The 14,567-nt window shown below is 50.2% G+C and carries 12 protein-coding genes; 1 reads left to right on the top strand and 11 read right to left on the bottom strand.

Annotation, left to right across the window (positions count from 1 at the left end; all coding sequences use genetic code 11):
* Positions 1-3: 3 nt before the first annotated feature.
* From P0078_RS21745 to cysM, 8 genes are all read right to left on the bottom strand, one after another.
* The gene (locus tag P0078_RS21745) at positions 4-801 is read right to left on the bottom strand and encodes an undecaprenyl-diphosphate phosphatase (protein WP_282931976.1); all 798 of its coding nucleotides are present in this window, start codon (positions 799-801) and stop codon (positions 4-6) included.
* A 6-nt stretch (positions 802-807) separates the two neighbouring features.
* Entirely contained in the window at positions 808-1,506 is a 699-nt protein-coding gene (gene tsaB, locus P0078_RS21740) for a tRNA (adenosine(37)-N6)-threonylcarbamoyltransferase complex dimerization subunit type 1 TsaB (RefSeq protein WP_282931975.1), read from the bottom strand.
* A gap of 160 nt (positions 1,507-1,666) precedes the next feature.
* On the bottom strand, positions 1,667-2,464 hold the full coding sequence (locus P0078_RS21735) for a hypothetical protein (RefSeq protein ID WP_282931974.1): 798 nt from the start codon (positions 2,462-2,464) through the stop codon (positions 1,667-1,669).
* Between the two features lie 266 nt (positions 2,465-2,730).
* A complete protein-coding gene (hemH, locus tag P0078_RS21730; RefSeq protein WP_282931973.1) occupies positions 2,731-3,729 on the bottom strand; it encodes a ferrochelatase in 999 nt (332 codons plus the stop codon).
* Between the two features lie 169 nt (positions 3,730-3,898).
* Positions 3,899-4,552, bottom strand: a complete 654-nt coding sequence (gene adk / locus P0078_RS21725; protein ID WP_282931972.1) for an adenylate kinase — start codon at positions 4,550-4,552, stop codon at positions 3,899-3,901.
* 176 nt (positions 4,553-4,728) lie between these two features.
* Positions 4,729-5,556 (bottom strand): nucleoside triphosphate pyrophosphohydrolase, encoded by an 828-nt coding sequence (gene mazG, locus P0078_RS21720; RefSeq protein WP_282931971.1) that lies wholly within the window; start codon positions 5,554-5,556, stop codon positions 4,729-4,731.
* A 19-nt stretch (positions 5,557-5,575) separates the two neighbouring features.
* A complete protein-coding gene (gene relA / locus P0078_RS21715; protein WP_282931970.1) occupies positions 5,576-7,822 on the bottom strand; it encodes a GTP diphosphokinase in 2,247 nt (748 codons plus the stop codon).
* A gap of 638 nt (positions 7,823-8,460) precedes the next feature.
* A complete protein-coding gene (gene cysM, locus P0078_RS21710) occupies positions 8,461-9,357 on the bottom strand; it encodes a cysteine synthase CysM (protein ID WP_282931969.1) in 897 nt (298 codons plus the stop codon).
* 298 nt (positions 9,358-9,655) lie between these two features.
* Here cysM and P0078_RS21705 point away from each other — a divergent pair, with 298 nt between their 5' ends.
* Entirely contained in the window at positions 9,656-12,487 is a 2,832-nt protein-coding gene (locus P0078_RS21705; RefSeq protein ID WP_282931968.1) for a response regulator, read from the top strand.
* Here P0078_RS21705 and acpS read toward each other — a convergent pair.
* From acpS to era, 3 genes are all read right to left on the bottom strand, one after another.
* Positions 12,484-12,870 carry a holo-ACP synthase gene (gene acpS, locus P0078_RS21700; protein WP_282931967.1) on the bottom strand — a complete coding sequence of 129 codons (387 nt, stop codon included), beginning with the start codon at positions 12,868-12,870 and terminating at the stop codon, positions 12,484-12,486. The two genes, P0078_RS21705 and acpS, sit on opposite strands and share 4 nt — an antisense overlap.
* Complete coding sequence (gene recO / locus P0078_RS21695; protein WP_502867286.1) at positions 12,867-13,553, bottom strand: DNA repair protein RecO; 687 nt, start codon at positions 13,551-13,553, stop codon at positions 12,867-12,869. The genes acpS and recO overlap by 4 nt, the downstream gene beginning before the upstream one ends.
* Before the next feature lie 92 nt (positions 13,554-13,645).
* Entirely contained in the window at positions 13,646-14,545 is a 900-nt protein-coding gene (era, locus tag P0078_RS21690) for a GTPase Era (RefSeq protein ID WP_282931965.1), read from the bottom strand.
* Positions 14,546-14,567 lie beyond the last annotated feature (22 nt).

Here is a 14,567-nt window from a genome sequence, read left to right as displayed (position 1 = left end):
CCTCTACCCCCATACCATCCAAATAAGTATTACACCGAGAACCAAGCGATAAATCGCGAATGGAGCCATCCCAATGCGGCTAATAAATTGAAGGAAAAAATGAATACACAAATAAGCACTAATACAAGATAAAACGGTACCAAGCAGCAAGTCATTCCATGGAACACTTTCCAGCGCAAGTAATTCAATCGTTAACAAAATAGCGCTGAGGGCAATAACAGGAATAGACATCAGGAACGAAAAGCGCGCTGCAGCCTCTCTCTTCATGCCAAGCATCAAACCAGCAGTCATTGTGATACCAGAGCGGGAGGTGCCAGGGATCAGGGCCAACACCTGTGACAAGCCAATCAGAAGTGCTTTTTTCCAATTTAACTGGGCTAGAGATTCGACCCTGCGCCCCTTTGCATCAGCCCACCACAGTAAAATACCAAAGCCAATAGTCGTAGCAGCGATAACACCGGCTGAACGCAGGTGAGTTTCTATGAACCCTTTGAATACCAGGCCTATCAGCCCCACAGGTATAGTAGCGAGAACAATTAACCAGGCCAGCCGCCCCTCATCGGTAAATTGTTTATCCGTAAATCCTCCTAGACCATCCCTAATCAGCACCCAAATATCTTTGCGGAAATAGAAAACTACTGCCAGTAAAGAGCCAAAATGAACAGCGACATCAAAGGCCAGCCCCTGGTCCTGCCAACCCAATACCTCAGAAGGTAAAATCAAGTGTGCGGAACTGGAGATGGGCAGAAACTCTGTCAGCCCCTGTATCAGGGCCAAAATTACAATCTGAAATGTTTCCATATGTTATTAAGATCGGATTTTTTGTCTTTTCTTCCAAGTCACTTCATTGCGCAAATAAACAGGCTCAAGCTCTTCAGCGGTCACTGTATGGCCCTGCTCCCATAGTGGTTCTGCCAGCTGCGCTATATCCCGAGCGTGAATGAGGCTGGCTTGATCAACGGCAGCCAATGACGCCCCTTCAAAAGCCTCATAATGTAATCCCGGGCCCGCCCCATAGATCGGAGTACAAATCTCCGATTTCTCTAAAGACAGCAGAACCTCCTCCGGGTTCTGTACCGCCTCCGGGATCAAGCTATCGCAGGGAGAGTCACTGGAGTAAACCCCCCAATATACTTGTTGCATACGAGCATCCAGCATTGCCACGACCGGTGACTGTCCCCAGTCCGGGTGCGATCGCCGAGCTCCAAGTGCTAGGGCTGCGAGGCTGGAAACCGGAACCACCGGTAGATCTGCAGCATAAGCCAACCCCTGCACACTACTAATTGCTATACGGAGACCAGTAAATGACCCCGGCCCGCGGCTGACAGCAAGAGCATCCAGGTCTGCCAGCTTTATGCCGGCTTCTGCGAGAACGTCATCCACCATTGGCAAAAGGCGACGGGTGTGATCGCGCTCTGCCTGTACAAAACGCTCAATCAGCTGGCCATCAGATATGAGAGCAACAGAACAGGCGCCCGACGTTGTATCCAGGGCAAGTATTTTCACAGCGTTCTTAATCCTGGTCATAAAAAAGGGAGGGAATTGTGGCACGGGAGCGGAGGGGAGTCATGCCCAATATCGCAACCCGCAACTAAAAAACCCCGGACTAACCGGGGTTTATGAGGAGCCTGCCAAAGTTCACTTCGTTGAGCCCATATATATGACCCTAGGCGGCCTTTTTCGGTGGCCGGCCTCGACGGGCAGCACCAGCCTTCGGTGGACGGCCTCGACGGGCTGGAGCCTTCTTAGCAGCTGCTGTCGCAGTCGCTTTCTTGGGTCGTCCGACTCTTTTTGCTGGCTTAGCTGCTGAAGCTGCCTTCTTTGGGCGGCCGGCTTTTTTCGCCGTCGCTGTAGCGGCCTTCTTGGGGCGTCCAGGCTTTTTCGCTGCCGTGGCCTTGGTTGCAGGTTTCTTCTTGGCCTTTTGAGTTTCGGCTTTTAATTTGGCTTTAGCCTTCTTCTCTAACTCTTTAACTTTAGCGGCAGCTTTCTTTGCAGCTGCTTTAACCTTAGCTTCAGCCTTCTTCTCAGCAGCCTTCAATTTCTTGGCATGAGCCTTTTCTTTGGTTTTTACCCAGCGTGCTTCAAATGCCTTGAGTGCGGCAGCCAACTCTTTATCTGCTTTGCTGGAGAGGCTCTTAGAGAGACTTTCCACCTTTTCTTTTGCAGCAGCTTCAGCCATGTGTACGGCATCCATAGCCTTAGCTTTGGCAAGATCCATCTTTGCCGCTGCAAGCTTGGCGCGCAAATCCTTTGCCTTACTATTGGCACTGGCCAGCGAGGTTTTCGCTGTTGCCGCATTACTTTTCTGCGCTCGAGCCTTAGCCTTAGCAACACGGTCCATTTGCGCATCCAGCGATTTCGTCGCTGAATCTACCGCCTTCTGCGCTTTCACGACCGCTGGCGACGCTGCGGTCGCACTAGTTGCTCGTTTCGCGCGTGTACCTTTTTTTACTACTCTTGCCATCCCTTGTCTCCTCACTGAAAGAAGAAGTACATCCAAAAGTGTGCCGGCAGCATTGCCTTTTAGCTATCGAATAAAAACTGGAATCGGCCGTTTTTATTACTTATGCAGAGCGCCGCACCGCCTATTTCGATACAACTTTATCAAAGTTAATAAAAATACCCGGCATTGCAAGTAAAAAAGCGAAAAATGAGAAACTTTTTATAAAAAAAGTATCTTTTTCTTATCAATTTTCACTTTTGGGTCCCGTTTTAGCACTTTGGTAGAAATTATTTTGTCCCATTGAGCTTAGTTTGCACAATTTCCGCAAGCGCCTCTATATGATCCTCACGCAAATTTAATGCGGGAATATATCGGTAGTCACTGCCCCCAGCATCAATAAAATTAGCGCGATTCTCTACCGAAATTTCTTCCAATGTTTCCAGGCAATCCGCAGAAAAAGCCGGGCAAATTATATCGACACTACTAACTCCTGTTTTACCCCATTCAATAAGGGTCTTATCGGTGTATGGCTGTAGCCACTCTGCCTTACCAAAGCGCGATTGAAATGTGACTTGCCACTTATCCTCACTGATTTCTAGTTCATCCGCTAATAACCGTGCGGTTTCCATGCAATGGCGATAATAGGGGTCCCCCTTATCCACATTGGCTTTTGGGATACCGTGAAATGAAAGTAACAATTTTTCCGCTGGCCCTGCTTTTTCCCAGTGTTCTTTTACTGAATTGGCCAGGGATTTTATGTAGAGCGGATTTTGGTAATAATCTCGAATCAGAGAAATATCCGGAATATCGCGACTATTGCGAAAAATTTGCGCCACCTGATCATAAATTGCTGCAGTTGTGGTAGCCGAATATTGGGGATATAGGGGAAGCACTATAAAAGACTCGAAACCTTTCTCGCGCAGAGTTTCTATGGTGTTGTCGAGGCGGGGCTCACCATAAGTCATGGCATATTCAACAGCGACATCGCAACCTTTTGCTTTTAAACGCTGCTGCAACAGCTCTGCTTGCTTCTGCGTATAGTAGAGAAGCGGCGATCCTTCCACTTTTGTTTCATCTGCACTGCTATTCCATATTTCCGCATAGGCAGGGGCAATACGTTGTGGACGAAAAGGCAGTACCAAGCAGTTCAATATGGTCAGCCAGATTGGCCGCGGTATCTCGACAACCCTCGGATCTGAAAGGAATTCCCGCAAAAAACTTCTTACTGCTGTAGGTGTAGGCTCAGCTGGAGTACCCAAATTCATCAAAATTATTGCCGTAGACATAAACCACCCCGTTAGAAATCTTATCCTTTCAAGAAATCCTGCCAGTTATCAGGCAGGGAAGAGCGCATACTGCCAGGCCAATACCGCCGTGATCAACTCGCTCAATATCACTTCTGGAGATACAAAAAAGCCCCCAAGTGGGGGCTTTTAAAAAATGTTAGTGACGATCTCAGCTGAGCGCTTCCAACACTTTCTCGCGAATCTCATCCATACCGCCAACACCCATTACCTTGCTGTACTTGGGAGCCGCTTCAGGAGAGCGTGCTTCCAGCTCGCGATAGAAGCCTACCAGCGGTGCTGTCTGCTCGTGATAAACCGCCAAACGGTTGCGAACAGTTTCTTCAGTATCATCTGTACGCTGGATCAGTGCCTCGCCAGTCACATCATCGACACCCTCAGCCTTGGGCGGGTTGTATACGATGTGATAGACGCGACCAGAGTTTTCATGAACCCGGCGGCCCGAGAGACGCTTTACGATTTCTTCATCGTCAACAGCGATTTCCAGAACATGATCGATATGTACATCGGCTTCCAGAAGGGCTTCAGCCTGGGGAATGGTGCGAGGGAAGCCATCGAACAGGAACCCTTTAGCGCAGTCTTCCTGGGCAATGCGCTCTTTAACTAACGCAATGATCAGGTCGTCAGAAACCAATTTTCCCGCGTCCATAACATCCTTGGCCTGTAGGCCAAGAGGGGTACCCGCCTTCACCGCAGCGCGAAGCATATCGCCGGTGGAGATCTGCGGAATGCCGAACTTCTCTGTTATGAATTGAGCCTGAGTGCCCTTGCCGGCCCCCGGCGCGCCCAAGAGAATAATTCGCATGTTCAGTAAGCCTCCAATACTATCGACGAACCAAAAGCCGCCGCGCTAAAAGAGCGCTACCTTACACTCACACCTCAGATTGGGCAAGATTGCTACCGATGCCCCCACAATCCATACAAGCCACAGAGTACTATAAGGGGCACAAAGCTCCGCTCTACGTAAGCCTGTTAAGATCCCTAGCTATCAGCACCAGGCTCCCGCTGAACTTTGGCCTTGTCCCAAAGTCTGTCCAGTTCCTCCAGCGTTGCCTCTGATACTTGCCGCCCTTCACTGTGTAAACTGGACTCAACATAACCAAAACGCCGCTCAAATTTCCTGCTACACCCCCGCAAAGCCGCCTCAGGATCAACCTTCAGGTGGCGAGATGCGTTCACACAAGAGAAAAGCAGATCCCCCAGCTCCTCCTTTGCATGCTCCGTATCCCCATTTGTCACAGCCTCCCGCAGCTCTGCAACCTCTTCCTCAATCTTATCGAGGACACCATCAATATTGGGCCAGTCAAAACCGACACGGGAGGCGCGCTTCTGCAATTTGGCTGCACGCGTCAAAGCCGGCAGCCCCACAGCTACTCCTGCCAGGGTTCCTGCATCCCCTTTGGCAGCGCGTTCGGCCTCTTTAATCGCCTCCCAACTCCTCTTTACTTCAGCTTCATCAAGAGCTTCGGCAGAGCGGTCGCCGTAGAGGGTTCCACTGGGAAAGACATGGGGATGCCTGCGCACTAGTTTGCGTACCAAAGTGTCAACAATCTGGGGGAAATCAAAGTGGTCTTTCTCACGCCCTAACTGGGCATAAAAAATGACTTGGAAGAGCAGATCTCCGAGCTCTTCGTGCAGGTGCTCAAAGTCTTCCTGCTCAATAGCCTCTGCTACCTCATAGGCCTCTTCAATCGTAGAGGGGACAATACTGGCAAAGTCCTGTTTCAGGTCCCAAGGGCAACCGCCCTCAGGGCTGCGAAGCTGAGCCATCAAGTGGAGGAGGTCCTCCACAGAGTAATTCTTTTCCACGTTATTCCTTACTCAACGTTCAGCGCAGAATTCGCCGCTTTGCAGCTGCCACATTGGGTAGTTGATTGATCCGATGTAAAACCTGGCTCAACTCTTCAAAGTTGTGGATCTCAGCAGTCACGATCATTTCTACCGTATGCTTGTTCTTATTAGAGCGGGTTTGCATAGCGGTAATATTAATTTTCTGACTGTCCAGCATCACCGTGACATCCCGCAACAGGCCCTGGCGATCGTAGGCTTCGATCATAATTTCAACGGCGTAAAGTTCGCGGGGTTTTTCCGCCCAACTTACCTGGAGTACCCTTTCAGACTCCTCAACCTGCATACGCAGCATATTTGCGCAGTCTTTACGATGTATAGAAACCCCGCGCCCAAGGGTGATATACCCCATAATTTCATCGCCTGGAACAGGGTTACAACAGCCGGCAATGTGGGTGAGCAAATTACCCACTCCGTCGATATAGACATCAGCCTTGCCTTCTCCCCGGGCAACTGGAGCCGTCAGTGATGGTACCCGAGGCACATTGTCGACCTTCACCATTCGCTGGGCTGCGTTGAGAACCTGACCCACGCCTATATCACCGGCACCCACTGCCGCATAGAGGTCCTCTAGGGAATGCATATTGAGCTTGGCTGCCAACTTATCGAAATCGAAATCACTCAGCGCCAGCTGCTTAAATTCCCGGTCGAGAATACTGCGGCCATCGGCGATATTCTGATCCCGAGCCTGCTGCTTAAACCAGTGAATAATCTTGGCTCGGGCACGGGAGGTAGTGATATAGGCCATGCCCGAAGAGAGCCAATCGCGACTCGGCGCTTCGAGTTTTCCTGTGAGGATTTCAACCTGATTGGCTGTCTCCAACCGGTGGTTGAGCGGCACGATTCGGCCATCTACTTTAGCCCCGCGACAACGATGACCAATTTCTGTATGAATCTTGTAGGCAAAGTCCAATGGTGTTGCACCCCGAGGCAGGTCTACAACATGACCACCGGGGGTAAATACATAAATACGTGAATCTGCCTCACTGGAGCGCAAATCATCTTGTAGTGGGTTACCTCCCACCTCTTCATGCCAGTCGAGCACCTGACGCAACCAGGATATTTTTTGCTCGTAGCTATCTTTACTCTCGCTCTTAAGATCAGTGCCCTTGTAACGCCAGTGAGCACAAACACCGTATTCCGCTTCTTCATGCATAGCAAAAGTTCGGATCTGAACCTCGAGCACCTTTCGCTCGGGGCCAATTACAGCCGTGTGCAGAGAGCGATAACCGTTTTCTTTGGGGGAGGCGATATAATCATCGAATTCATTCGGTATGTTGCGCCAGAGGTTGTGCACTATACCCAGAACCGCATAGCAATCCCTTACTGTTGGGACAAGAATACGCACTGCGCGAATATCATAGACCTGGGAGAAGCCGATATTTTTTCGGCGCATTTTCCGCCAGATACTATAGATATGCTTTGCTCGCCCGTAAACATCACCTTCAATATGGGCGCGCTCGAGTTCAGAGCGCAATAGCTCCAATACCTCATCGATATACTGCTGCCGAGCCAGTCTTTTCTCATCCAGCAAGCGAGCAATCTGCTTGTAATCTTCCGGCTCAAGATAGCGAAAAGATAGATCTTCCAATTCCCATTTGATATGACCAATTCCCAGGCGGTGGGCCAGGGGTGCATAAACATCGGCCACTTCACGAGCAACTCTTTGGCGTTTAGCCGGCTCTGAGTTTTTTGCAGCACGAATGGCACAAGTGCGCTCAGCGAGTTTGATCAAAGCGACTCGCACGTCGTCGACCAATGCCACCAGCATACGCCGGATATTCTCTGAATGTTCCTCTACCGCACCACTCGGGCTTTCTTCTCCGGTATCTGCGCTGCGACTGCGAATCGCAGCCATACGCAAAACGCCACGAATCAGCTTGGCAACTCGCTCACCAAATTCTTTTTCCACAGCTTCCAGTGGCAGGCGTTTCTCACGTACGGCACGGTACAGCACCGCCGCGACAAGTGCTTCCGAGTCTATTTGTAAGTCGGCGAGAATCTCAGCCATCTCAAGGCCAGTAGCAAAACTGCTAGCGCCCTCAGCCCAGATATTTTCTGCCTCAATTGCGCGCTGTTCTGCTTCGGCACTCACCTCAGCTGCGCGCCGCAAAGTTACTATCGCAGAACCATCCAGGCCCGCGAGTTTCTGTACATGGCGCAACCAGGATTCAAGGTCGAGTTCACCTTCTCCACCATAGGAATGATGCTTTCTTACTTGAACCATGTTTTAACAAGAGTCATTTGTGTTATTGGCATAATTTTGTCGTTACCTGGCTTAGCAGCACATTTACTCAGTGCTCATGCTGGATTAAGCGCTTCTCTATCATAGGTTTGAACTCACCAAAGTCCATGATTTTCTGTATACATTTCAATAAGCTGCGCGAAATTCAGCAGTTTTTCGTACCAATTTGAGTGGGAGGGTATAAGTCTTGTGCAGCTTGTTGACCTTTTAACCAACAGTAAACCTGCAAAACCAATGCCTATAGAAAACCAAAATTGTGATATTGGGGAAATCGATAGAAGTGAACAGGTTGCATTTATTACTTAAAAGTGAATTTCTCCACCTCTACGTGAACATGAAACAAGGCTTTACCGAACTTTACAAACTATCAGTTTTTTGTATTTACCAGCTTAGTTATTGCTTTTTGTAACTGGCAATGCACATATAGCAAGAGGATTAGAGGCTCTCCCCAAAAAAAGGGGCAAAAGAGATGATTGTAAATTGATTGGCGAATCACTTTAAAGAGCTGCGAATCTCACAACGTTTTTCCGAGTAGACATCAGGAACAATGCTGGAATTAAAGTACTTTATTTCCAGCATTGATCAATAAAATAAGATAAATTAGAGAATAAAAGTAAGAACTATTTTGGGGCGGCAAAAAGTCCTGAAGATAAATAACGATCTCCACGATCACAGACAATTGCAACAATCGTCGCTTTTTCTAGCTGCGCAGACAGCCTTAAAGCACCGGCTACCGCTCCTCCAGAGGAAACGCCACAAAAGATACCCTCTTCTTTCGCCAGCCTGCGAGTCATATCCTCAGCTTCTCGCTGGTCCATATCCATGACCATATCCACTTGCTCAGGAACAAAAATCTTAGGTAAGTATGCCTCCGGCCAACGGCGAATCCCCGGAATACTGGAGCCTTCAGTTGGCTGCAATCCAACGATTTGAATATCGGGATTTTGCTCCTTCAAGTAACGCCCGCATCCCATAATGGTACCGGTTGTACCCATTGAGGAGACAAAGTGAGTCACCGTTCCAGAGGTCTGCTGCCAAATCTCCGGACCGGTTCCCTCATAGTGAGCCAGGGGATTATCGCTATTGGCAAACTGGTTCAGTACCAATCCTTTCTTATCCTCCTGCATTTGCAAAGCTAAGTCCCGCGCACCCTCCATACCTTCTTCAGCGCTAACCAATATCAACTCAGCGCCATAAGCTGTCATTGAAGCCTTGCGCTCCTCGGTAGCACTGTCGGGCATAATCAATATCATTTGATAGCCCTTAATCGCTGCAGCCATTGCCAGGGCAATTCCCGTATTACCGCTGGTCGCTTCTATCAGGGTATCTCCCGGAGAAATATATCCTGCAGCTTCCGCATGGTTGATCATTGAAAGTGCCGGGCGGTCTTTTACCGAACCCGCAGGGTTATTGCCTTCCAGCTTGAGCAAAACAGTATTACTGGTATCACCTGGCAGGCGCTGTAGTTTAACCAGCGGGGTATTGCCTACGCAGTCAGCAATTGTTGGATAATCCATAATGCAATAAATTCCAGAAAAATCTCGCGGGATCCAAGTGTACAGCAAGCGGTACTACGCACTAAATACCGTCTACTTTGGTCTACTCCCTACCCTGGTTATTAAGGGAGTTATACCTGAAGCGGTATTATTCAGATGGCTATGCCGCGCTATCTAATCTTGGCAAAGTGAATCTTTGAGCCTCTAAAACGCGCATATTGTGACAAAAAAGAAGCGTTTTCTGATAAGTGAATGAGTGCGCTCAGATGTACATAACGGTAAAATGAGGGAAAAATAATCGTACAAGGCCCCTCTTAACATGGCCCCAGGCAACCCTATTCTCTCAATCGAGGAACCAGAGCAACCTCGATCCTTACGAACCCTGGTATTTCGCCTTACTGTAGCACCCGCACTAATTCTGTCCTTGCTCCTCGCTCTCGTTTTCACCCTGCAGCAAATGCACGATCGTCGCCAATTACTATTAAGCCACGGTCGAGCCAGCGCCGAACAGCTAGCTGAACTAATTGAGATGAGCGGGGGCCATCCAGCTGAACTTAGAATGGAATGGCTGCGTAAAAGTTTGCTGGCGCTAATGCTGGAAAAAGATATGGTCAGATCTGTTCATGTCTACTCCACCGAACCCAGCCCCAAGCTAGCCCTCAACCCCAGCACCAGACTCAGCTTGCTGGCCAGTGTCGGGCCGCGTCCACGCACCCCCATTAGCAGGGACACCCTTAACAAGCGCGAACCCTTTATTTTTGAAGATGATGAGACCCTTCAGGTTTTACAACCATTGAAAGGCGATATCACCACCTGCTGGATAAGTATTGAGCTACATCGCCCCTATTTCCTGGTGGGAACTTACCAAGTTTTACTCGTAGGCTTGGTGGGGTTGATTCTCTGTACCCTAGCCGCGCTGGCCTGGTCGGTCATCATGTCTGAGCGCTTTGCTCACAGCCTGATTAGAATGGGACATACTCTGGAGGCGATTGGCAGAGGTGAGTTTGATCGACGCACCCATGAAACGGAGAATCGAGAACTCGCTCAACTGGGAAACCAAATTAACGAGATGGCTGAAAACCTGTCCAGTTACCAACAGGAATACAAAGCCAACTTGCTCCAGTCTATGGATGACCTGCGCCAATCGCTGGACAGTATGGAAGAACAAAATATTGAGCTGGACTTAGCACGTAAAAGGGCGCAGGAAGCAAGCAGGATTAAATCGACGTTCCTAGCCAATACCAGTCACGAGATTCGCACACCTTTAAATGGAATTATCGGTTTTACCAACCTGTTGTTAAAAACTGGAATTGATGAGCTACAGCAGGATTACCTGCAAACCATTTTACGCTCATCGGAAAACCTGTTGACTACCATCAACGACATCCTGGACTTTTCCCGCATTGAGTCCGGCAACCTGGTCCTTGACCATATCCCTATGGACCTTGGCTTACTACTTGAAGAGACCCTGCAAATACTGGCCCCAAACGCCTATGAGCACCATCTGGAACTGGTGCCTTTGATCGATTCTCAACTCCCTCCCACTTTAATCGGAGACCCATTACGAATTAAGCAAATACTTACAAACTTGGTGGGTAACGCGGTGCGCAGCTCGGCAAATGGCAATATCCCCGTGCGCTTGTCAGTACATAGCGTTAATAACTCAGAACTTGTACTCCGTATTTCGGTTACCGGCCTGGGTAACCGTATTGACGAGGCTGGTCGCCGTGAAATTGAGAACATCCTCACCAGTAAGTCCCCACAGCTCACCCAACAAATCAGCGCAAATGGTTTAGGGATGTCTATAGCCCGCAGCCTAGTTGAGAGGATGAGCGGCTGCACAGGTATTGAAGAAACAGCCAATGACGGCAGCACCTGTTGGGTGCAAATTTCCCTCCAGGCTGAACGCAATCGAGGCATGTATCCGCGTATTCAATATCCAGGCTGCCGAATTTTACTTGCAGACCCCAACCCAGTTACACGGACCCAGGTAGCCCAGCTACTCAGCCAATGGCAAGTGGAGCCCATAGAACTCGGCGATACCGATACTCTGCAACCGGCAATCGAGCAAATGTGGCGGCACGATGCCCTACCGGATGCGGTTATTATCGATACAGCTACTGCCAAAGGTGATTTTGATAATTTCAGTAGCAAAGTGCAGTCGCTGGTTGATACCTATCAGTGCCGCGTGATCGTACTGGGCCCACCCGCTGAATTGCGTCGCTGCTACGACCAACTGCGCACCCGCACTCTCACTTTCCTTAGCAAACCCGTCACCCGAGACAATTTGCTGCGATCCCTGAAACGAGCAGTACCACAGCAGGGGCAACAGCGGGTTAGTGGCGGGGTACAGGCACTACCGTGGCCCGCACCACCGCGTGTGCTGGCAGTGGATGACCACGCGGCAAACCGCCGACTGGTCGGCGAACTTCTGCGAGCACAAGATGTAGAAGTCGTTATTGCAGCAAGCGGCGAAGAAGCTCTACAGCTTTGGCAGCAGGGAGCTTTCGACTTGGTATTTATGGATATTCAAATGCCCGAGATGGATGGTATCGAAGCTACACGCCTGATTCGTGAGCAGGAGACCGGCCGCCGTACTCCAATCATTGCCCTCACCGCCCACGCCGGCGCCGAAGAAAAAGCACGCCTGCTGTCTGCGGGACTGGACGACTACTTAAGCAAGCCTGTTAGCGAGGCCCAGCTCTCCCATATGATCAAGCGCTGGCTTAAGATCATCACTCCCCAGGCCGCAGAAAAAGTGAAGATTGAGGAGATGCGCCTGGTAGACATTGGCGAATGCCTGACCCTCGCCAACGGCGATGCCAAGCTGGCCAGGGACATGCTGCGCATGTTGATTGACGGTCTCAGTTCAGATGAGAGAGAACTGGAAAGGTTATACAACCTTGGGGATTACAAGGGCATGTTCGAACTCACTCATCGCATGCACGGTGGCTGCTGCTATTGCGGAGTTTCACGCTTGAGAGAATCAACTTGCGTGTTACAAGAGGCATTGCGCACTATCCAAGGCTCCGATGCCCAAGCCTTTGACCAGCGCAAACTCAATGCTGTTCTCAGGGAGATCCGGGCGCTGCGCGAGTGGGCCTCTGAACAGGACTTGGATGCGCTCTTTGGCCTGGAGGTAGTTGCCTAGCAGGATTCAAATACGACGAATGCCAGGGCCGAGTCTTTTTCATCAGACAGGCTGAGGTGGATTCTGTCCACACCAAGTTTTTCGGCCCTCTCCTCAGCTGCGCCCGCCAGCACCACCTGCGGTGCAGCTCCCTTGCGGCGACGGACATCGATGTCTTGCCAGGAAACCCCTTCACCAATCCCAGTGCCCAAGGCCTTGGCTACAGCCTCCTTCGCCGCAAATCGCTTGCACAGATATGCAGCACGGATGGGCTCAGCCATAGCATAAAAGTCCTTCCTCTCCGCACTGTTAAGAACACGCTCAACAAAGCGATCACCAAAGCGCTGCCACGCCACCTCAATACGGTCGTAGTTACAAATATCGGTGCCAATACTAACAATCATTTTTTTCCGTAAACCTGTCGAAAAAGCTCTCTGCTCTGCAAAGGCTTATCCCCCAATACTTTCCTCAACAATAATCGTGTAAGGCGCTTTGCAGGTGCTAAAGCCTCACCTGACCAGACACCCCCATTCATAGCGCTGTCCATCCCCAATAGTTCGGCACCTGAAAAAAAACACTCTCCCAGACTCTCATCTTTGGAGCGGTGAACAGGAATTAAACCCCACTCATCATCCAGGCGATAAACCCCATCTTCACTTACAGGGTCTCCTTGCGGGCCGCAAATTTTGAGGGACGGGCAGGTACCGAGCTCCAGGAGCAGTTGTAACTCAAAGCAACGAAGCGGACCTTCCAGTTCAGCGTTGGAGAGTCCCTCCAGCTGAGACAGAGATTCCAGCAGGCTCTGATAAGCTGCAAACAGCGTGTAATGCGCCTCGCCCTCGGGAAGGAGCCTTACCATCAGTTCATTGGCATAAAGGCCCGCATAAACCGCTCGGCTCTTGAGCCATAGTGGTACACCAACATTCTCGACTGGACCGAGCGTTTTAAGTGAACCCGCTCCCATCAATGTGACAAGCAACGGGGTGAAAGGCTGCAATGCTTGTTGGCGGCGCTGCTTGTCACGGCGGGCCCCACGGGCGACACAGCCCAACCGGCCGTAATCGGGAGTGAAAAGCTCCAGGATCAAACTGGAGTCTTTATAGGGCCGCGAATGGAGGATATATGCGGGTTGAGGCGGTTGAGGCGTTTTCATAGGTCCAGGGGAAATTGCCCTGATGATTACTCGTCTCTGTAACCGAGACTGCGCAGAGCCCGCTCATCATCAGACCAGCCAGATTTCACCTTCACCCACAAATTGAGCATTATCTTGCTATCAAACAAGCGCTCCATATCTTCTCTAGCCTGGCTGCCAATCTGTTTGATTCGCTCGCCCTTATTTCCAATGATGATACGTTTTTGGCCCGCCCGCTCAACCAAAATAGCAGCGCTGATATGCAAGACCTTACCTTCTTGGGCAAACTCCTCTACCTCCACAGTAACTTGGTAGGGAACCTCGGCACCCAATTGACGCATAATCTTTTCGCGAACAATTTCTGCTGCGAGAAAGCGCGAGCTGCGGTCAGTCACTTGATCTTCGGGAAAGAAATGCTGCCCCTCAGGCAAGTGCTTCAGAATAACCTCTTCCAAAGTATCCAGATTTACGTTGCGCAAGGCTGATATGGGAACAATTTCAGCTTTTGGATGCTCCTCAGCCAGGGCTTGTAGCTGGGGCAGTAGATCAGCTTTATCCTCGAGCTGATCCACCTTGTTCACGGCGATAATTAATGGGCATTTAATACCGCGCAGCTTATCTGCCACCAACTGGTCTGCCTCACTCCAACGAGTGCGCTCTACAACAAACACCACTACATCCACATCCCGCGCAGCACTGGCGGCAGCTCGATTCATATAGCGGTTAATCGCTTTTTCTTGGTCGGAGTGCAGACCCGGAGTATCGACAAAAATAATCTGGTTTGGACCTTCGGTTTTAATACCGAGCATATTGTGGCGGGTGGTCTGCGGCTTGCGCGAAGTAATCGCGAGTTTCTGCCCCAGCAGGTGGTTCAACAGTGTGGATTTTCCCACATTGGGGCGGCCGACAATCGCGACATAGCCACAGCGAGAAGGTTGTTCGCTCAAGAAATTTCTCCGAAAGAGTTGG

It is taken from the genome of Microbulbifer sp. VAAF005, assembly GCF_030012985.1.
Taxonomy (GTDB): domain Bacteria; phylum Pseudomonadota; class Gammaproteobacteria; order Pseudomonadales; family Cellvibrionaceae; genus Microbulbifer.
This window is presented reverse-complemented; position numbering and strand designations above follow the sequence as displayed.